At 62.3% G+C, this 17529-nt stretch carries 20 protein-coding genes and 1 tRNA gene; 9 read left to right on the top strand and 12 right to left on the bottom strand.

Annotated features, from left to right (window positions below; translation table 11 throughout):
• Nucleotides 1-4: 4 nt before the first annotated feature.
• From ASG03_RS19505 to ASG03_RS19470, 8 genes are all read right to left on the bottom strand, one after another.
• Nucleotides 5-1348 (bottom strand): MFS transporter, encoded by a 1344-nt coding sequence (locus ASG03_RS19505; RefSeq protein ID WP_244475328.1) that lies wholly within the window; start codon nucleotides 1346-1348, stop codon nucleotides 5-7.
• A 10-nt stretch (nucleotides 1349-1358) separates the two neighbouring features.
• Nucleotides 1359-2612, bottom strand: a complete 1254-nt coding sequence (locus ASG03_RS19500; RefSeq protein ID WP_062467957.1) for an SAM-dependent methyltransferase — start codon at nucleotides 2610-2612, stop codon at nucleotides 1359-1361.
• Nucleotides 2613-2653: 41 nt separating this feature from the next.
• A complete protein-coding gene (locus ASG03_RS19495) occupies nucleotides 2654-3553 on the bottom strand; it encodes a DUF1365 domain-containing protein (RefSeq protein WP_082475873.1) in 900 nt (299 codons plus the stop codon).
• Nucleotides 3550-4890, bottom strand: coding sequence for an NAD(P)/FAD-dependent oxidoreductase (locus tag ASG03_RS19490; RefSeq protein ID WP_062695370.1), 1341 nt, complete (start codon nucleotides 4888-4890; stop codon nucleotides 3550-3552). The genes ASG03_RS19495 and ASG03_RS19490 overlap by 4 nt, the downstream gene beginning before the upstream one ends.
• Complete coding sequence (locus tag ASG03_RS19485; RefSeq protein ID WP_062695368.1) at nucleotides 4887-6338, bottom strand: cryptochrome/photolyase family protein; 1452 nt, start codon at nucleotides 6336-6338, stop codon at nucleotides 4887-4889. Before ASG03_RS19485 ends, ASG03_RS19490 begins: the two co-directional genes overlap by 4 nt.
• Before the next feature lie 120 nt (nucleotides 6339-6458).
• The gene (locus tag ASG03_RS19480) at nucleotides 6459-6737 is read right to left on the bottom strand and encodes a hypothetical protein (RefSeq protein ID WP_443216644.1); all 279 of its coding nucleotides are present in this window, start codon (nucleotides 6735-6737) and stop codon (nucleotides 6459-6461) included.
• Between the two features lie 11 nt (nucleotides 6738-6748).
• Entirely contained in the window at nucleotides 6749-6931 is a 183-nt protein-coding gene (locus ASG03_RS19475) for a hypothetical protein (protein WP_062467951.1), read from the bottom strand.
• Nucleotides 6932-7066: 135 nt separating this feature from the next.
• Nucleotides 7067-7141: transfer RNA gene (locus tag ASG03_RS19470), tRNA-Asn, on the bottom strand.
• 351 nt (nucleotides 7142-7492) lie between these two features.
• Here ASG03_RS19470 and ASG03_RS19465 point away from each other — a divergent pair.
• Complete coding sequence (locus tag ASG03_RS19465; protein ID WP_244475327.1) at nucleotides 7493-7723, top strand: hypothetical protein; 231 nt, start codon at nucleotides 7493-7495, stop codon at nucleotides 7721-7723.
• A gap of 60 nt (nucleotides 7724-7783) precedes the next feature.
• Here ASG03_RS19465 and ASG03_RS19460 read toward each other — a convergent pair whose 3' ends face one another.
• Nucleotides 7784-8137: a hypothetical protein gene (locus ASG03_RS19460; RefSeq protein WP_062695366.1), complete on the bottom strand. Its 354-nt coding sequence runs from the start codon at nucleotides 8135-8137 to the stop codon at nucleotides 7784-7786.
• Between the two features lie 189 nt (nucleotides 8138-8326).
• Here ASG03_RS19460 and ASG03_RS19455 point away from each other — a divergent pair, with 189 nt between their 5' ends.
• Nucleotides 8327-8545, top strand: a complete 219-nt coding sequence (locus ASG03_RS19455; RefSeq protein WP_062695364.1) for a hypothetical protein — start codon at nucleotides 8327-8329, stop codon at nucleotides 8543-8545.
• Nucleotides 8546-8580: 35 nt separating this feature from the next.
• Here ASG03_RS19455 and ASG03_RS19450 read toward each other — a convergent pair whose 3' ends face one another.
• Nucleotides 8581-9216, bottom strand: coding sequence for a MarC family protein (locus ASG03_RS19450; protein WP_062695362.1), 636 nt, complete (start codon nucleotides 9214-9216; stop codon nucleotides 8581-8583).
• A 220-nt stretch (nucleotides 9217-9436) separates the two neighbouring features.
• Here ASG03_RS19450 and gyrA point away from each other — a divergent pair, with 220 nt between their 5' ends.
• On the top strand, nucleotides 9437-12256 hold the full coding sequence (gyrA, locus tag ASG03_RS19445) for a DNA gyrase subunit A (RefSeq protein WP_062467943.1): 2820 nt from the start codon (nucleotides 9437-9439) through the stop codon (nucleotides 12254-12256).
• Between the two features lie 117 nt (nucleotides 12257-12373).
• Here gyrA and ASG03_RS21605 read toward each other — a convergent pair whose 3' ends face one another.
• On the bottom strand, nucleotides 12374-12514 hold the full coding sequence (locus ASG03_RS21605; protein ID WP_156379901.1) for a hypothetical protein: 141 nt from the start codon (nucleotides 12512-12514) through the stop codon (nucleotides 12374-12376).
• A 42-nt stretch (nucleotides 12515-12556) separates the two neighbouring features.
• Here ASG03_RS21605 and ASG03_RS21600 point away from each other — a divergent pair, with 42 nt between their 5' ends.
• The 6 genes from ASG03_RS21600 to tgt all read left to right on the top strand — a co-directional run bounded on the left by ASG03_RS21600 (nucleotide 12557) and on the right by tgt (nucleotide 16781).
• Nucleotides 12557-12745 carry a hypothetical protein gene (locus ASG03_RS21600; protein WP_156379900.1) on the top strand — a complete coding sequence of 63 codons (189 nt, stop codon included), beginning with the start codon at nucleotides 12557-12559 and terminating at the stop codon, nucleotides 12743-12745.
• A gap of 83 nt (nucleotides 12746-12828) precedes the next feature.
• On the top strand, nucleotides 12829-13326 hold the full coding sequence (coaD, locus tag ASG03_RS19440) for a pantetheine-phosphate adenylyltransferase (protein WP_062467941.1): 498 nt from the start codon (nucleotides 12829-12831) through the stop codon (nucleotides 13324-13326).
• Nucleotides 13327-13392: 66 nt separating this feature from the next.
• On the top strand, nucleotides 13393-13959 hold the full coding sequence (locus ASG03_RS19435; RefSeq protein WP_062467938.1) for a peptidylprolyl isomerase: 567 nt from the start codon (nucleotides 13393-13395) through the stop codon (nucleotides 13957-13959).
• Between the two features lie 27 nt (nucleotides 13960-13986).
• Complete coding sequence (locus ASG03_RS19430) at nucleotides 13987-14496, top strand: peptidylprolyl isomerase (protein WP_062467936.1); 510 nt, start codon at nucleotides 13987-13989, stop codon at nucleotides 14494-14496.
• Nucleotides 14497-14574: 78 nt separating this feature from the next.
• Nucleotides 14575-15654 carry a tRNA preQ1(34) S-adenosylmethionine ribosyltransferase-isomerase QueA gene (queA, locus tag ASG03_RS19425; protein ID WP_062467934.1) on the top strand — a complete coding sequence of 360 codons (1080 nt, stop codon included), beginning with the start codon at nucleotides 14575-14577 and terminating at the stop codon, nucleotides 15652-15654.
• Complete coding sequence (gene tgt, locus ASG03_RS19420; RefSeq protein ID WP_062467933.1) at nucleotides 15651-16781, top strand: tRNA guanosine(34) transglycosylase Tgt; 1131 nt, start codon at nucleotides 15651-15653, stop codon at nucleotides 16779-16781. Before queA ends, tgt begins: the two co-directional genes overlap by 4 nt.
• Before the next feature lie 87 nt (nucleotides 16782-16868).
• On the opposite strand, the gene ASG03_RS19415 is transcribed toward tgt, so the two are convergent.
• Nucleotides 16869-17267, bottom strand: a complete 399-nt coding sequence (locus ASG03_RS19415; RefSeq protein ID WP_244475340.1) for a DUF4864 domain-containing protein — start codon at nucleotides 17265-17267, stop codon at nucleotides 16869-16871.
• Nucleotides 17268-17529: the final 262 nt, after the last annotated feature.

The following is a 17529-nucleotide window of genomic DNA, read 5'->3' as shown; positions in this document are numbered from 1 at the left end:
TATCTCAGCTGCCGGGTACGATTGCTTCGCGTAGCTGACGCTGCATGCGCTCGTCCAGCGGAAATGTCCACATCAGCGCGATAGCGCAGAGCTTCAGGCCGACGGGCACCCAGGCATAGAGAACCGCCAGGGCGAACAGCGCTTCGGACGTGTTGCCGGCGCCCTTGCCCGGATCGAAGCCGGCAGCCGACAGGACCGGAAAGACGAGGCCGGCGCCGATGGCGAGCGACAGTTTCGTCGCAAGTCCCCAGGCCGCAAAGTAGAAGCCGCCTCGCTGCTCGCCGGAAACGGCCGTATCCGCGTCGATGACATCGGCTTGGATGGACGGTGGAAGCGCGAGGTCGAAGCCGAGCAGGACGCCCGTGACCACGCAGATCGCGCCGAAGCCGTAGACGCTGCCGGGTGGCAGAAGGGGCGCCAGGAGAAAGACGGCACAGGCTGCAAGCATAGCAACAGCCCAGGCGCGGTGTTTGCCGAAGCGGCCGGCGCAGGCGCTGGCGATGGGAACACCGACAATGGCGCAGAGAAAATAGAGAAAAAGCAGCGGTCCCCGCATGTCCGGCAGATCGAGCCGCGCCGAGACGAAATAGAGAAACAGCGTCGCCGGAATGCCGTTGGCAAGCCCGTTGAGAAAGTAGGCAAGGACCAGTCGCAGAAAAGGCTTGTTCGAGATGAGAAAGCGCAACGCTTCCGGCAGCGACAGACGGGTCCGTGTCCGGTTTTCAGGTTCCGGCACGATGAAGACAGTCAGGCCGCCAAGGACGAGCAGGCCGGCGCCGACGAGGATCCCGAGGACAGCGAGGCCTGACAGCCCCTTCTGCTCGAAGCCGATCGCGAAAGGCAGGACGATGGCGATCAGCGTGCCGAGCAGCGTGAAGGTCTCGCGGAACGCCGACAGCCGCGTGCGGCCGTGATAATCGCCGACGAGCTCCGCGCCCCAGGCGGAATAGGGCACCATCGCCATGGTAAAGCCGAGCGACACGACGCAGCCCCAGACGCCGAGCCAGCCTGCACCAGCCGTTTCCGCCGGCCAGTACAGCATGGTCGCGGCGAGGGCAGAGATGGGAAGCGACGTCAGGAACAGAAGGCGCCGACGGCCGAAGGCGGGATCCATGCGATCGGCGGCATAGCCGACCAGCGGGTCGGAAACCGCATCGAAGAGCCGGATGAGAAGGATGACCCATCCGGCCGTGGCAATCGGTACGCCGAGCGTCTCGGTGTAATAGGTCGGCACGAGCGAGTAGAGCGGAAGCCCCAGCGCCGCCAACGGTGCGGCGGGCAAGGCATAAGCCAGCAGAATGCGGACCGGAAGCCGCGCGTCCGCACGACCTGTGCCGGTATTCCGCACGTCCGACGGCTCATTCATAGACGACCTGTCGGACGTCAATGTTTTTTGCCCGAAATCCCGCCTCGCAGTAGAAGAGGTAGAATTCCCAGAGCCGCTTGAAGCGGAGGTCGAATCCGAGCGGTTCAATCTTCGGCCAGACCAACCAGAAGCGTTCACGCCATTCGGCGAGCGTGCGGGCGTAGTCCAGACCGAAGCCGAGGTCGCCGACCATCGTCAGCCCGACCTTGGAGCCGAGCGACACCAGATGTTCTCGTGTCGGCAGCATGCCGCCGGGAAAGACATATTTCTGAATGAAGTCGGGGTTGGCGCGATATTCGCGATAGGATTCGGGCTTGATGGTGATGATCTGCAGTCCCGCGCGACCGCCCGGCTTCAGGCATCGGCGAACCTGGGAGAAATAGGTCGGCCAGAATTTCTCACCGACAGCCTCGAACATCTCGATCGAGACGACCCTGTCATAGGTACCGGTCTCGTCGCGGTAGTCCTGAAACTTGATATCGACCTTGTCGGCAAGGCCGGCCTTCTCCATCCGGGCGCGGGCAAAATCCAGCTGCTCGCGGCTGATCGTCAAGCCCGTGACGCGGCAGCCGATTTCGCTCGCCGCATATTCGGCAAACCCGCCCCAGCCGCATCCGATTTCCAGCACATGGTCATTCGGGCCGATACCGGCGGCATCCGCCAAGGCCTTGTATTTCGCCCGCTGGGCCGACTGGAGATCGTTGGCGCCCGTCGTGTAGAGCGCCGAGGAGTATGTCATCGATGGATCGAGCCACTGCGCGTAGAAGGCATTTCCAAGATCATAATGGGCGGAGATATTCCGCTTGGAGCCCGCCTTCGTGTTGGCGTTCATCCAGTGACGCAGTTTCTCCACGAAGCGAAGCAATCCGCGGGCACCGTTTGGAAAATGACGGCCCATTTCGGCGTTGACAAGGAACAGCTCGAGAAAGGCGCCCACATCGGGGCTTTCCCAGTCGCCGTCCATATAGCTTTCCGCCACGCCGATGGTCCCGTTCGCCAAAGCGCGCTGCGGCAGGTTCCAGTTGTGCAGCGTCACCGCCGCATTTGGCCCTGGCGCGCGTCCCTTGATCACGAAGGTCCGGCCGTCCGGCAGCGTCAGGCGCAGGCAACCGGCCTCCATGTGGACCAGGCCGCGAAGTACCATCTGAGCCTTCGCAGGCAAGCCTTTAATGAAACGAGAAATATTGTCCTTGGACAACATCTCTGCGGGCGATTTTTCATCGCGCCATGTCTCAGCTGAACACATCGCACAACCTTTCGGCTAACATCTACTTACACAAAATAGCCTTATTCGGCTGGGCTGCAAGTCTCGGAGTGGGTGGTGGACCGCGACGAAAACCGGCGATTTTCCGGCGCGTCACGACGGATGTCGTCGGGCCAGACACTGACCGGTGAAGGCGGCGAAGGCCGCGCAACATAGCGGGCGCCCTTCCACCACAGCTTGGCCGCCTCCCAATGAATGCCGGCAACGATCTTCAGGGTGAGATGCGGGATGCGCCCGACGAGACGGCAGATATTGGCCGTCGTCAGCGGCATGGCCTGCCCGGAGAAGGTGGCAGACAGCACAGGCCCCTCGGCATCCGTTTCGAGAATGCGCCAGCGGATGATCTCGCCGGGTGGAACCATGCGAAAACGGTAGCGCATCGCCATCGGCATGAACGGCGAGACGTAGAAAACCTTGTCGCATTCCTGGCGCACCCCGGCTTCGCTCACCTGTCCATCCGACACGGGGCAGACATAGGTATGCCGTTCTCCGAAGGTGTTGCGAACCTCGTAGACGAGGGCCACGAGCGCATTGCTCGCGTCATAGGCATAGTAGACTGCGAGAGGATTGAAGACCCAACCGAGGATCCGCGGATAGCAGACGAGCAGCACGCGGGCCGCCGGTTGCGCAATGCCGGCCTCCCGGAGAAGACCATCGACATAGGTGCGGAGGGGAAGGTCGCGTTGCCCGGAATGATCGCTCTGGTGAAACGACAGGAGGTTGCGGCGATCCACGGAAAAGACGCGGCTCAGCGTGTCCGCCGCGTCCAGCCTGTCCAGGTCCACCAGCAGCGAGAAGACGTCATAGGAAAACCTGTGTCCCAGCGGCTTCATCCGCTGGTGCATGACACTCCCGACATAGAGCAGCGCCGCTTGCGTCGGCGGGCCGTGCAGGCGTCCGTCTTCTTGGGGCCGATCGGTCATTCCGCAGCTTCGGCGAAGACAGGAGCCGATGCAAGGCGCCAGGGGATCACGCCGCCGAGCGCTTCGGCTGCGGCAAGCCCCGATGACAGCCCATCTTCATGAAACCCGTAGCCCGTCCAGGCGCCGGCGAAGTACGTCCCGTTGTCGCCCTGGATCGCCGCCAAGCGCCGTTGCGCCTCGACGGAACCGGCGTCGAACTGTGGATGGTCGTAGGTGAATTCGGCGAAGACGAGACGCGGATCCGGTTCGCGTTCCGGGTTCAGCGTCACGAAGAGCGGGCAGGCGGGGTCGATCGCCTGGAGGCTGTTCATCCAGTAGGTCACCGCCACCTGCGTGTCTGAACCCGGGCGTGAGGAACGCAGGTAGTTCCAGGACGCCCAGACCTTCTTGCGCTTGGGCATCAGGGCCGGATCCCGATGCAAGACGACCCGATTGGGTTTGTAGGGCACCGCTTCGAGAACCGAGCGTTCCTGCGGCGTCGCATCGGCGAGGATGGCCAATGCCTGATCGGAATGCGAGGCGATCACGACCTTGTCGTAGACGCGCATCGTTCCGTCGGCCTCCGTCACATGAACCTTGCGCCCGTCGCGACGAATCGTACGGATGCCGCAGCCAAGCTTCAGGCGATCGCCGAGCGGCGCCAGCAGTTTGTCGAGATAGACGCGGCTGCCGCCGGTCACGGTGCGCCACGGGTGCGGTGTTGCGTAGACGAGGCGGTGGTTGTCGAAAAACTGAATGAAGTGTTCCGCCGGGAATTCGAGCATCTTAGCGGCCGGCGCCGACCAGATCGCAGCCGCCATCGGCAGCAGATAGTTGTTGGTGAAGCCGGGCGAAAAGCGGCGCCAATCGAGATAGTCGCCGATCGACATTTCCGACAGTCGGCCCGCATCGCGGTCCACGAGGCAGATCTTGTTGAAGCGCAGGATTTCCCGCAGCATCAGCAGGAAGGACGGGCGCAGCATATTGCGCTTCTGGGCAAAAAGGCCACTGAAAGGGCCGCCTCGCCATTCGAGCGCGCCATGGTCCAGCGACAGGGAAAAGCTCATGCTGCTCGGCAGGGTCTCGACATCGAGCTCCGCAAACAGCGCCTTCAGATTGGGATAGTTCGGCTCGTTGTAAACGATGAAGCCGGTGTCGACGGCGATGCGTCGACCATCGTAGTCGACCTCGACGGTCGCCGTGTGCCCGCCGGGCCGCTCGGCCTTTTCATAAAGGGTGACGTCGTGAACGTCGCGCAGAGCCCATGCGGCCGAACTGCCGGAGATGCCGGAACCGATCACGGCGATCGACAGTCTTCCATTCGTTCCAGAGATGCTGTCGGGAAGGATAGGGGTCATGCGGCATCCTTGATATTGCGGTAGGCGGCAAGCGCGCGATCGCGCGCCTTGGCATGGTCGACGATCGGTTTCGGATAGGTTTTGCCCAGTGTGACGCCGGCTTTGGTGAGCACGGCGGCAGGTGCGTCGAATGGATGATGGATCCAGTCGTTCGGTATGTCCGCCAGTTCGGGCACGTGTTCGCGCACATAAAGCCCGTCGCTGTCGAACTTCTCGCCCTGCGTAATGGGATTGAACACGCGGAAGAATGGCGATGCATCGGCTCCGCAGCCGGCGACCCACTGCCAGTTCATTGCATTGCTGGCGGGATCGGCGTCGACGAGCGTATCGCGGAACCAACGCTCGCCGCGCTTCCAGTCGATCAGAAGGTCTTTTACGAGGAACGAACCGACGATCATGCGAACGCGATTGTGCATGGTCCCGAAACGCCACAGTTCCCGCATGCCGGCATCGACGATCGGGAAACCGGTCCGTCCTCTGGTCCAGCTTTCAAAGTCCTTATCGCCGGTGCTCCATCCGAGCCGGTCATACTTCCGATTGAGACTCTCGGTGGGCATGTCAGGATTGTGGAACAGGAGGTGATAGGCGAATTCCCGCCAGACGAGCTCCTTGCGAAACGTGATGACGTCCGCGGACTCTGCCTGCGAAAGCCCGCGCGTTGCGTGCCAGATGCGGGCAGGGGAGATTTCGCCCATCGCAAGATGCGGAGACAGACGTGAGGTTCCCGCCTCCCACGTCCGTTCGCGCGAGGCGCGATACCCGCAGATGGTGCTTTCGGTGAAGTCCTCGAGTTTCTCGAGCGCAGACGCTTCGCCCGGCACCCACCGCTGCGAGAAGTCGTCGGCCCATGTGCGCTTCGGAAGCAGGTTCCAGGCGTCGAGCGGCTCCGAGGAGGGGAACCGCGATGGCGCGGGAAGGGTCTCCGGCGCGTCGATCGGTTCGTCGGGCTCGCCTCCTGCTTCCACCGCGCGCCAGAACGGGGTGTAGACCCGGTACGATCCACCTGTCTTCGTCTTCACGCGGGATGGTTCATGCAGGAGAAAGCCGGAGAAGCTCGCGGCCTCGATCCCATCGGACGAAAGCGCTTCCTTCAGTGCGGTGTCGATGGCGATGCCGGCCGGATCGTATCGCCTGTTCCAGAAGATGGCGGAGGCGCCGGTCTCCTCGACGATCCGGCGAAGAACCGTTTCCGCATTGCCGCTGCGAAGAACGAGGCGCGTGCCCCGCTTCTCGATCTGCTCTAACAGAGATGTCAGCGAGTGATGCAGCCACCAGGCCTGCGCTTCGCCCAGCGGACCGGTCTCCGCGTTGTCTTCGCGGATATAGAGGGCAATGACCGGACGGCCGGCTTCTGCTGCGGAGGCCAGCGCACGGTTGTCGTCCGTCCGGAGGTCCTTGCGAAACCATACGATAATGGGGGCTTCGCCCCGGTGATGCACGTCGTCCATCTTGACCCGTCTATGTCCTTTGGCGGTCTTACGGCCAAGGACGAGATGTGGATCAAGAAGGTTTCAAAAACATGCGCATGCCGGCTGCGACGCAGCTGTGCCAGCCAAATAACCGCGGTGTCAGCAGGCAAATCCGATGCTGCCCGATGACGACAGGCGGGAGCGCCGCAGCAGGGTGAGGGATCTGTCGGTTTCGACGCGGTACGTCTCGATCGCCGGGCACCCCATCTCGTCGGTGACCTGGTTTGTGAAGGTGCTTCCGACCGGCGCCTTTGTCAGCTTCGTCCGCGGCTGATGTCCGCCATAGGTGATACTGCCGGGGATCGGCTCTACACGAACGGGTGCACAAGAGGTGAGCGCGACCATAAGGCCCGTCACGACGATCCCTGTCCTTATCATGGTGCGCATCTTCAGACCGCGCCGCCCGTAACCGGATTGACGGCAGGCCGGTCGCTCTCATCGCCGATCTCTTCAGGTTTGGCGAAGGTCGGGGCGATCGAGGGACTTTCGCTCGACGTCTCATCGCCGGCGGTCGGCAGGATGTCGCGCGGCTTTGCCTGCTCTGGCGTTGAAAGCTGATCCTGGCTGGTCATGGGTATATCTCCGTTTCCACCGCAAACACCCGGCCGGATCGGAAGTTCCAGGGCGGTATGACAGTCGCGGAGCGGTGTGGAGAAGGGTGCGGTAGATTTGCGGCGATGCCGCATGCCATGTTCATCAAGTGAAAATGGCTCCCCGGGCCGGATTCGAACCGGCGACCTGTCGATTAACAGTCGAATGCTCTACCGCTGAGCTACCAGGGAACATCTGCGCTGCAGAAGTGAGGCTGCTAATACGGATGCTTTTTCGATTTGCCAAGCGCTTTTTTCAAAAAAGCACGTTGCGCTGTGGACAAAGCGATCGACGAGGCACACCTGAGGGACGAAGCCGACGACAGCGGTCGTCCGATGGCAGAGCAGCCGGAATGGAGAGAGATGAACGAGCTTGATGCAGTTGCAGGCCCGGCAGACGATAACAACGCGGCCAGGTCTCAAGGATCCGGACAGGATCGATCGCCGCAGGCGGACGGGCGGCCCGCAGAGAGAGCCCGGACGCACGAAAGCTCCATTCCGCCACGACGTCACGGACCCCAGATCTCGGTCGGGTCCTGGCATATGCCGCTGCCTCGGCAAAAATGGCTGCGGGTCCTCATCGGATGCCTGCTGGTCGTCTTCGGTCTTCTCGGGTTTCTCCCGATTCTCGGATTCTGGATGGTGCCGCTCGGCCTTGTCGTGCTCTCCCATGATTCCGCGTTCATCCGCCGCAAGCGTCGCCGGATGGCCGTCTGGTGGGAGCGGCGCAAGCGGGCGAAAGCTGCGGCGAAGGCGTCTGCCGGTCCTCGATAGAATGGACATACAAAAAAGGCCGGGCAAAAACCCGGCCTTTCCAATGCAAGCGAAGCTCGATTATCCGTTGGTCGTTCCGGTCTGGGGCGTCGGATCGCGATCGGTCGGGGCCGGCTGCATCGGTTCGCCATTGGCCGGCGTATTGTCGATCGTCCCCTGATTGGCGGGCGTCGCCTGGCCATTCTGAACCGGCTCCGACTGCTGGCGATCGGTGGCCGCATCATTGTCGGTGCTCTCACCGAACATCTCCGCTGCGCCCCAGGCGATCAGGGCAAGGAACAGGCCGCCCACCAGAACCATCAGGACCGGACGTCCAACGCCGCCCTGCCGCGCTTCCGTCGGGTTCACGGTCACCGTCTTGTTCAGTTCCTGCGTCGATCTGACGTCGCCGCGCTCGTCCAGAATTTTGGCCATGTTCGCCTCCTTGGGTCCGGAGCGATCGCGCGCTCCTCGGGTTCTCGCAAAGAGCAACGGACAGGGGGGCCGGAAGTTCCCGTGGCACGGCCGCCAGCTCCCAAGCCGTATGGCTTTCCGCGATTCCGTGCTATGATTCATCAGCAGCCGTTGAGGAGCAACTGCGTCGGTATGAGCGGGAGGAACGCCATGCATTACAATGTTCAATTTTTCACCTGGACACCGCGCGACGGTGTTCACCAGGTGGGCAAGATGGTCGAGGTCGATGCCGTCAACGCCAAGCTGGCGGCGACATCCCTGCTCGGTCTGCGCCTGGGTGAAAGCGGCGAGGCGAGTCGGCTTGCGGCCCGTGTGTGGGCTGCGGAGGATGCTGCGAAGGCAGACTGCGTCTGCTTTTTCTACCAGTAGCCTTGGCCGACGTGATCGCCCTATCGGTGAACAGCTTAGATCTTGAGCGCGAAGGCTGAGATCACCCCGTCCACGACGAACTGAACGGCCAGCGCGGCAAGGATGACGCCGAGCAGGCGCGTGAGAATGGCGCGCCCTGTCTGACCGAGGAACCGGTCGATTCGCTCGGCGATCACGAGGGCTGCAAACAGGATCGCAATGCAGACAGCGATGACGAGGATGAGCTGCAATCTTCCGAAGGTGCCGGGATTGTCGCCGGCCAGAAGAATGGTTGCGGAAATCGCGCCGGGTCCTGCAATGAGCGGCAGCGCCAGCGGGAAGACGGCGATGTTCTCGATGTGGTCCCGAAGCGTGGCCGTCTCCCCGGTCTTCTCCTTCCGCTCATTGCGCTTTTCGAAGATCATCTCAAAGGCGATCCAGAACAGAAGAAGGCCCCCGGCGATGCGGAACGCGCCAATGGAGATGCCGAGCAGCCCAAGGATGCTGTCTCCGAACAGCGCGAAGACGGAGAGAATACAGAAGGCGATCAGGCTGCCGCGAGAGGCGACCTGCTTGCGCTCGCTCCTGCTCATCCCGGCGGTGAGGCTCAGGAAGATCGGGGCGAGGCCGGGGGGGTCGATCGTCACGAGGATGGTGGTCAGCGCGTTGATCAGAAGGTCGGTATCGGGCATGCCGCTCTCCGGTGCGCGTCACGCGCGGGCGGTCAGTTAGTCTCAAGCAGCGTAAAGGGTAAAGGGGCAGGGCCCGGAAGCCGCAAGTTTACCTTGGAAAGCGGCTCTTTTGCTGCCAGAAAGACAGAAGACTGTTCACAACTCCCTGCGGAAATTGGCTTATGGGCGCTGTGTCGATTATATATAGCCCTCTGATTCTGACCAACGATCGTGACCCAAATTGACTGAGCAAACACCTCCCGGCGGCGGCAAGAACCCACCAGGCATCGAGCCCATTTCCATCATCGAGGAAATGCAGCGCTCCTACCTCGATTACGCGATGAGCGTCATCGTCAGCCGTGCGCTCCCCGATGTTCGCGACGGCCTGAAGCCGGTCCACAGGCGCATCCTGTTCGGCATGAGCGAGCTTGGGATCGACTGGAACAAGAAATACGTCAAATGCGCCCGCGTCACCGGGGACGTGATGGGTAAGTATCACCCGCACGGCAACCTCGCGATTTACGACGCGCTCGCCCGCATGGCGCAGCCCTGGTCGCTTCGCCTGCCGCTCATCGACGGGCAGGGCAATTTCGGCTCCATCGACGGCGATCCGCCGGCGGCCGAACGCTACACCGAGTGCCGCTTGCAGAAGGCAGCCCATGCGCTGCTCGACGATCTCGACAAGGAAACCGTCGATTTCCGCGACAACTACGACGGCACCCTGTCGGAGCCAGTCGTCGTCCCCGCAAAGTTCCCCAACCTCCTCGTCAATGGCGCAGGCGGCATTGCGGTCGGCATGGCGACGAACATCCCGCCACACAATCTCTCCGAAGTCGTCACCGGCTGCATTGCGCTGATCGACGATCCGGCGCTCGAACTGCCGCAGTTGATGGAAATCATCCCCGGACCGGACTTCCCGACCGGTGCCATGATCATGGGGCGTTCCGGCATCCGCTCGGCCTACGAGACGGGCCGCGGCTCGGTCATCATGCGCGGCAAGGCCCATATCGAGCCGATGCGCAACGATCGCGAAATGATCATCGTTACCGAGGTTCCCTATCAGGTGAACAAGGCGACGATGATCGAGAAGATGGCCGAACTCGTGCGCGACAAGCGCATCGAAGGCATTTCGGATCTGCGCGACGAGAGCGACCGCCAGGGCTATCGCGTCGTCATCGAGCTGAAGCGCGACGCCAATGCCGAGGTCATCCTCAACCAGCTCTATCGCTACACGCCGCTGCAGACGTCCTTCGGCTGCAACATGGTGGCGCTGAATGGCGGCAAGCCGGAGCAGATGACGCTGCTCGACATGCTGCGTGCCTTCGTCGCGTTCCGCGAGGAGGTCGTCAGCCGTCGGACGAAGTATCTGCTGCGCAAGGCGCGCGAACGGGCCCATGTGCTGGTTGGTCTCGCCATTGCGGTCGCCAACATCGACGAGATCATCAAGCTTATCCGGGAGGCGCCGGATCCGGCGACGGCACGCGAACAGCTGATGACGCGCCGCTGGCCGGCGCATGACGTCGACTCGCTGATCCGACTGATCGACGATCCGCGCCACAAGATCAACGAGGACGGAACCTACAATCTGTCCGAGGAGCAGGCGCGCGCTATCCTCGAGCTCCGCCTTGCCCGTCTGACGGCGCTCGGCCGCGACGAGATCGGCGACGAACTGAACAAGATCGGCGCTGAGATCAGCGACTATCTGGAGATCCTGGGTTCCCGCCTGAGGATCATGACGATCGTCAAGGATGAGCTTTCCGCCATCCGCGAGGAATTCGGCACGCCGCGCCGCACGGAGATCGTCGAAGGCGGTCCCGACATGGACGACGAGGATCTGATCTCCCGCGAAGACATGGTCGTGACCGTGTCGCATCTCGGCTACATCAAGCGCGTGCCGTTGACGACCTACCGGGCGCAGCGTCGCGGCGGCAAGGGCCGCTCCGGCATGTCGACCCGCGACGAGGATTTCGTTACCCGCCTGTTCGTCGCCAACACGCACACGCCGGTTCTGTTCTTCTCCTCGCGCGGAATCGTCTACAAGGAAAAGGTCTGGCGCCTGCCGATCGGCACACCGACCTCGCGCGGGAAGGCCCTGATCAACATGCTGCCGCTCGAGCCGGGCGAACGCATCACGACGATCATGCCGCTGCCCGAAGACGAAGCCAGCTGGGCCAATCTCGACGTCATGTTCTCCACGACGCGCGGGACGGTTCGCCGGAACAAGTTGTCGGACTTCATCCAGGTCAACCGGAACGGCAAGATCGCGATGAAGCTGGAAGAGGACGGCGACGAGATTCTGTCCGTGGAAACCTGTACCGATCGCGACGATGTCCTTCTCACGACGGCGCTCGGCCAGTGCATCCGCTTCCCCGTGGACGATGTGCGTGTCTTTGCCGGCCGCAACTCGATCGGCGTGCGCGGCATCTCGCTCGGAAAGGATGATCGCATCATTTCCATGACGATCGTCAGCCATGTCGACGCCGAGCCGTGGGAGCGCGCCGCCTATATGAAGCGGGCATCCATCGAACGGCGTCTGGTCGGCGGGGAGGCTGTTGCCGGTGACGAGGACGAAATCGCCCTCGTCGGCGAAGAGGGTGCCGAGGTCGTCGGTGAACTGTCGCAAGAGCGCTTTGACGAACTTAAGGCGCAGGAACAGTTCGTTCTGACCGTGTCCGAGAAGGGCTATGGCAAGCGCTCGTCGACCTACGACTTCCGCACGTCGGGTCGTGGCGGCAAGGGCATCCGCGCCACGGATACGTCGAAGACGAACGAGATCGGTGTTCTCGTGGCCGCGTTCCCCGTGGAAGACGCAGACCAGATCATGCTCGTCTCCGACGGGGGACAATTGATCCGCGTTCCCGTGGGTGGCATTCGTCTCGCGAGCCGCGCCACCAAGGGCGTCACGATCTTCTCCACGGCGAAGGACGAAAAGGTCGTCTCGGTCGAGCGCATCAGCGAACCGGAGGATGACGAGGCGGCCGTCGCGATCATCGACGAACAGCTGGCACAGGATGCAACATCGTCTCAGACGCCGGATGCCGAGCCGCCGGTCTCCGAATAAGCCGACAGAGCGCTCGCTTTCGGCTGTAGGGTCAGAATAGCAAAAGCCGGACGGGAGGGAACCGTCCGGCTTTTTTGTATCCCGCAGCGCTGGAGGTCGCCTTGGGAGGAAACGGTGTTAGATCGAAAACCCTTCGCTGTGGCGACGGGAGGCCTGGATTGCCTCGCGGTCGCGCTTCAGCTGAAGAATGGTTTTCGTAAAATCGAACAGGAACACGATACTAATCACTGCCGACACGATCATCATGATAACGGCCATATCGCGCATCCTTATCTTGTAATGACAAACCGAGGAGCAGGCTTGGATTTCGAAAGAACTTCAGAGCGCATTGCATTCACCGTCGCGAAGATCATGGTGAAAAACATCATCATCGAAAACAGCATCAATCCCATGGCAGTCATCCTTTCTGCACCTTCAACGGGGCAGCGCGGAAAAAGGTTCCGCACGCTGTCACGATCTATTCTTGTCTCTACTGTCGCAGTGGCGTGACAGCGTGCAACGGCGAAGCATCAGTAGATCTTGCGCCGGTCTGGCGGGCATGACACAAGACTGCCGAAACGGAACACGGTGCGATGACGACAGCTTTCTACCCCGGCTCCTTCGATCCCATCACGAACGGGCATCTCGACATCCTCGCGCAGTCTCTGGCCGTGGTGCAGTCTCTTGTCGTTGCGATCGGCGTGCATCCCGGCAAGGCACCGCTGTTCTCCTTCGATGAACGCGCGACGCTGATCCGCCATGCTCTCGGGCAGGAACTGCCGGGCCGGAGTGACGATGTCACTGTCGTTTCGTTTGATGATCTCGCGGTTCGGGCGGCACGGCGCCATGGCGCGTCGATCCTGATCCGCGGACTGCGAGACGGCACGGACCTCGACTACGAGATGCAGATGGCCGGAATGAACCGCGAGATGGCGCCGGATGTCCAGACGGTCTTCATTCCCGCCGCAACCGCGTCGCGGCCCATAACCGCCACATTGGTCCGCCAGATCGCGGCCATGGGCGGCGATGTCGGCCCGTTCGTGCCGAAAGTGGTGGCTCAAGCGCTGGCAATTCGTTACGCGCAACGCTGACCTTGCCGCTTTCGACGCTATATCGATACAGCCACAGCAAAATCGCAGACGAAACACGGAGCCATCATGACATTCTTCAAGCTTGCCCTTGCAGGCGCAGTATCCCTGGCAATGCTCACCGGCGCGGCCGTCGCCCAGGCTAAGGACCTTCTGACGATCAACCTGAAAAGCGGGCCCGTCGTCATCGAACTGCTTCCCGAAATCGCCCCGAAGCACGTTGCGCGGATCAAGGAACTGGCCGCCGAAGGCGCCTATGACAACGTGGCGTTCCACCGCGTCATTCCCGGTTTCATGGCGCAGACCGGCGACGTCCAGTACGGCAACCTCGAAAAGAACTTCGAAGCCGGACGCGCCGGCATGGGCGGTTCATCCAAGCCCGATCTGCCTGCCGAATTCTCGAAGACGCCGTTCAAGCGCGGCACCGTCGGAATGGCACGCTCCCAGAGCCCGGACTCCGCGAACTCGCAGTTTTTCATCATGTTCGACGAGGGCTCGTTCCTCAATGGCCAGTATACCGTTGTCGGCCAGGTCGTCTCGGGCATGGAAAACGTCGACAAGATCAAGAAGGGCGAGGGCGAAAGCGGCGCCGTCACCAATCCCGACCGCATGATCAGCGTCAAGGTCGGCAAGTAACATCAGCATTCTTTGAAGGAGAAAAGCATGGCCGAGATCAAGGATCCGGAAAACACGATCATCATGGAAACGACCAAGGGACAGGTCGTGATCGAGCTGAAGCCCGATCTGGCGCCGGGTCACGTCGCGCGCATCAAGGAACTGGTCCAGGAAGGCGCCTATGATGGCGTCGTGTTCCATCGCGTCATCGAAGATTTCATGGCACAGACGGGTGACGTCCAGTTCGGCAAGCAGGGCGGCAAGGACTTCAATCCTGCCCGTGCCGGCATGGGCGGCTCGTCCAAGCCCGATCTGAAGGCGGAATTCTCCGCCACAAGCCACGTGCGGGGCACGTGCTCCATGGCGCGCAGCCAGATGCCGAACTCGGCCAACTCCCAGTTCTTCATCTGCTTCACGGACAGCCCCTGGCTGAACAAGCAGTACACGGTGTGGGGCCAGGTCATCGAGGGCATGGAGAACATCGACAAGATCAAGCGCGGCGAGCCCGTCAAGGATCCCGACAGCATCGTGTCGATGAAGATTGCCGCAAACGCCTGATCTGGGCTAGGACAGGGCCCGTCCGATCGCCCCTGCGGCTGTCGGGCGGGCCTTTTCCATTTTCAAGAAGTGCTTGCCATGCGTGTCGATCTCTTCAACTTCGATCTCCCGGACGACAACATCGCCTTGCGGCCGGCCAGCCCCCGGGACAGCGCCCGCATGCTCGTGGTGCGTCCGGGGCAATCGCTCGAACATGGCAGCGTGATTGATCTGCCGTCGTTTCTCGAGCCGGGTGATGCGCTCGTGTTCAACGACACGAAGGTGATCCCCGCGCAGCTTGAAGGCATCCGCTTTCGCGATGGTGCCACTGAACAGGCTGTCTCGACCACGCTTCACATGCGGATCGCGCCGGATCGCTGGAAGGCCTTCGCCCGGCCCGGCAAGCGTATCAAGCCGGGCGATCGGATCCGCTTCGGTCATGGCGGAGAAAGCTGCCTTCTCGGCGCGCTCGACGCGGTCGTCGAAGCAAAGACCGAAGGCGGGGAGGTGACGCTTGCGTTCGATCTGTCCGGTCCTGCCCTCGATGAGGCCATTGCCGTCGTCGGGCATATTCCGCTGCCGCCCTATATCGCCTCCAAGCGTCCGGAAGATATGAAGGACCGCGAAGACTATCAGACAGTCTACGCCCGCGAAGACGGCGCCGTCGCCGCACCGACGGCCGGACTGCACTTTACGGATCGACTTTTCGCCGCGCTGGACGCTCGCGGTGTCGAGCGCCACTTTGTCACGCTGCATGTCGGCGCCGGAACCTTTCTGCCGGTCAAGGCCGACGACACCGATGACCACACGATGCATCAGGAGATCGGTCATGTCTCCGCCGAGGTTGCCGAACGCCTGAACGCCACGCGGGCGAGGGGCGGGCGCATTGTCTGCGTCGGCACGACCTCGCTTCGCCTGCTCGAGAGTGCAGCGTCGGAGGACGGACACATCGCGCCGTGGTCGGGGCCGACCGGCATCTTCATCACGCCGGGCTACCGGTTCCGCGCCGTCGATATCCTGATGACCAATTTCCATCTGCCGAAATCGACGCTGTTCATGCTCGTCTCCGCCTTTTCGGGGCTCGACACCATGCGCAGCGCCTATACTGCGGCCATCGCGGATGGCTACCGCTTCTACTCCTATGGCGATGCCAGCCTGCTTTTCCGGAACAGCCCATGACAGAGACATTCCAGTTTACCGTGACCGCGACCGACGGCAAGGCGCGTCGCGGCGCGGTGTCCATGCCGCGCGGCACCGTTCGCACACCCGCCTTCATGCCGGTTGGCACCGTCGGCACCGTGAAGGCGATGTATCTCGATCAGGTGAAGGATCTCGGGGCTGATATCATTCTCGGCAACACCTATCACTTGATGCTGCGCCCGGGCCCGGAACGGGTGGCGCGTCTCGGTGGACTGCATGACCTCATTCGCTGGCAGGGCCCGATCCTCACGGACAGCGGCGGCTTTCAGGTCATGTCGCTTTCCGGCCTGCGCAAGCTGGACGAACAGGGTGTGACCTTCAAGAGCCACGTCGATGGCGCCCTGCACCATATGTCGCCCGAACGGTCTATCGAGATCCAGGGCCTGCTCGGCAGCGATATCCAGATGCAGCTCGACGAATGCATTCGTCTGCCTGCCGAACCGCGCGAGATCGAGCGCGCCATGGAAATGTCGCTGCGCTGGGCCGACCGCTGCAAGACCGCCTTCGGCGATCAGCCGGGCAAGGCGATGTTCGGCATCGTTCAGGGCGGCGACAACCCGGATCTGCGTGTGCGCTCGGCGCGGGCACTGGCGGGCCTCGACCTCAAGGGCTATGCGGTCGGTGGCCTTGCGGTGGGCGAACCCCAGGCCGTCATGCTCGACATGCTGGACACGACCTGCCCGGAACTGCCTGTCGAAAAGCCGCGTTATCTCATGGGCGTCGGGACACCGGACGATATCCTCAAATCGGTCGCTCGCGGCATCGACATGTTCGACTGCGTCATGCCGACCCGTTCCGGGCGTCACGGGCTCGCCTTCACGCGTCGTGGACGCATCAACCTGCGCAATGCCCGCCACGCAGAGGACATGCGTCCGCTGGACGAACACTCCACGTGCCCTGCCGCACGCGACTATTCGCGCGCCTATCTCCACCACCTCGTTCGCGCCAATGAATCGCTCGGCGGCATGCTCCTGACCTGGAACAACCTGTCCTACTACCAGGACCTGATGGCCGGTATCCGCCAGGCGATCGAGGAAGGCCGCTATGCTGATTTCATGGCCGAAACGCAGGACGAATGGGCGAGGGGCGATCTCGCGCCGGTCTGAAAAGATGAAACGCACGGCCCGGTCGGGCCGTGCCCGGACATCATGCCGAGGCTCACCGATCTGGCGTGTCGCGGCCGTGACGTCGCATCAGATTTCCGGGCCCGGCGCTTGCTGCAGCATCTGCACGCCGTTGATCTTGTAGCTCCCGTCCGGTTGGAGCGTCAGAGAATACAGCGCCGTCCAGTCCTTGCCGTCGGGACCGGAAATGAGAACCTCCTGCACGACCGTGGTTCCGTCCACCTTGCTCCGCCCATAGGCGTAATTTCCCGGACGGTAGACGGGACGGTAACCGCGTTTCACCATCTCGAAAAACAAGGCCTCGCTCGGAAACAGCCCCTTGATCTGCGGCGAAGCAAAGGAATAGGCCTTGGCTGCATCGTCGTTGAGAAAAGCTTCGATCTGCTGTCCGATCACGGACCGCGCCGTGTCCACCGGCTCGGCTGCCAGCCCTTGGGAGGCCGACACCAAGACCACAGCAAACCCCATCCCCAAAGCCGCACGCCTCATCGCCATCCTCCATCGCCGATCGGTCGGCATAGCTTACGCTGAACGCGATGAAAGGGAAGCGCGGCGGTGGTGATGTGCTGACAGCGCCGTTCGATCATTCCCGTCCGCTTGTCACGGCGTTTTCAAACGAGGGGAAGCGTAGCACTCTACCTTCGCAGGACCAGAACACTTCCATGTCGCGGTGCTGGTTCCAGCTTGAATGCAACGCTACCTCGAAAGCTACACGCATTGCCTTTCCAGA

It is taken from the genome of Rhizobium sp. Leaf341, from assembly GCF_001424325.1.
Taxonomy (GTDB): Bacteria; Pseudomonadota; Alphaproteobacteria; order Rhizobiales; family Rhizobiaceae; genus Ferranicluibacter.
The sequence above is the reverse complement of the archived record's forward strand: the minus strand, read 5'-3'. Positions and strand labels throughout refer to the sequence as shown.

Bases quoted from the DNA above. Each gene is read 5' to 3' on its own strand.
- ASG03_RS19415 (WP_244475340.1), bottom strand. From the start codon at position 17,267: ATGGGGTTTGCTGTGGTCTTGGTGTCGGCCTCCCAAGGGCTGGCAGCC.
- queA (WP_062467934.1), top strand. From the start codon at position 14,575: ATGCGTGTCGATCTCTTCAACTTCGATCTCCCGGACGACAACATCGCC.
- ASG03_RS19450 (WP_062695362.1), bottom strand. From the start codon at position 9,216: ATGCCCGATACCGACCTTCTGATCAACGCGCTGACCACCATCCTCGTG.
- ASG03_RS19495 (WP_082475873.1), bottom strand. From the start codon at position 3,553: ATGACCGATCGGCCCCAAGAAGACGGACGCCTGCACGGCCCGCCGACG.
- ASG03_RS19485 (WP_062695368.1), bottom strand. From the start codon at position 6,338: ATGGACGACGTGCATCACCGGGGCGAAGCCCCCATTATCGTATGGTTT.
- tgt (WP_062467933.1), top strand. From the start codon at position 15,651: ATGACAGAGACATTCCAGTTTACCGTGACCGCGACCGACGGCAAGGCG.
- ASG03_RS19455 (WP_062695364.1), top strand. From the start codon at position 8,327: ATGCATTACAATGTTCAATTTTTCACCTGGACACCGCGCGACGGTGTT.
- ASG03_RS19490 (WP_062695370.1), bottom strand. From the start codon at position 4,890: ATGACCCCTATCCTTCCCGACAGCATCTCTGGAACGAATGGAAGACTG.
- ASG03_RS19435 (WP_062467938.1), top strand. From the start codon at position 13,393: ATGACATTCTTCAAGCTTGCCCTTGCAGGCGCAGTATCCCTGGCAATG.
- ASG03_RS19475 (WP_062467951.1), bottom strand. From the start codon at position 6,931: ATGACCAGCCAGGATCAGCTTTCAACGCCAGAGCAGGCAAAGCCGCGC.
- ASG03_RS19480 (WP_443216644.1), bottom strand. From the start codon at position 6,737: ATGATAAGGACAGGGATCGTCGTGACGGGCCTTATGGTCGCGCTCACC.
- ASG03_RS19430 (WP_062467936.1), top strand. From the start codon at position 13,987: ATGGCCGAGATCAAGGATCCGGAAAACACGATCATCATGGAAACGACC.
- ASG03_RS19500 (WP_062467957.1), bottom strand. From the start codon at position 2,612: ATGTGTTCAGCTGAGACATGGCGCGATGAAAAATCGCCCGCAGAGATG.
- coaD (WP_062467941.1), top strand. From the start codon at position 12,829: ATGACGACAGCTTTCTACCCCGGCTCCTTCGATCCCATCACGAACGGG.
- ASG03_RS21605 (WP_156379901.1), bottom strand. From the start codon at position 12,514: ATGGCCGTTATCATGATGATCGTGTCGGCAGTGATTAGTATCGTGTTC.
- ASG03_RS19460 (WP_062695366.1), bottom strand. From the start codon at position 8,137: ATGGCCAAAATTCTGGACGAGCGCGGCGACGTCAGATCGACGCAGGAA.
- ASG03_RS19465 (WP_244475327.1), top strand. From the start codon at position 7,493: ATGCCGCTGCCTCGGCAAAAATGGCTGCGGGTCCTCATCGGATGCCTG.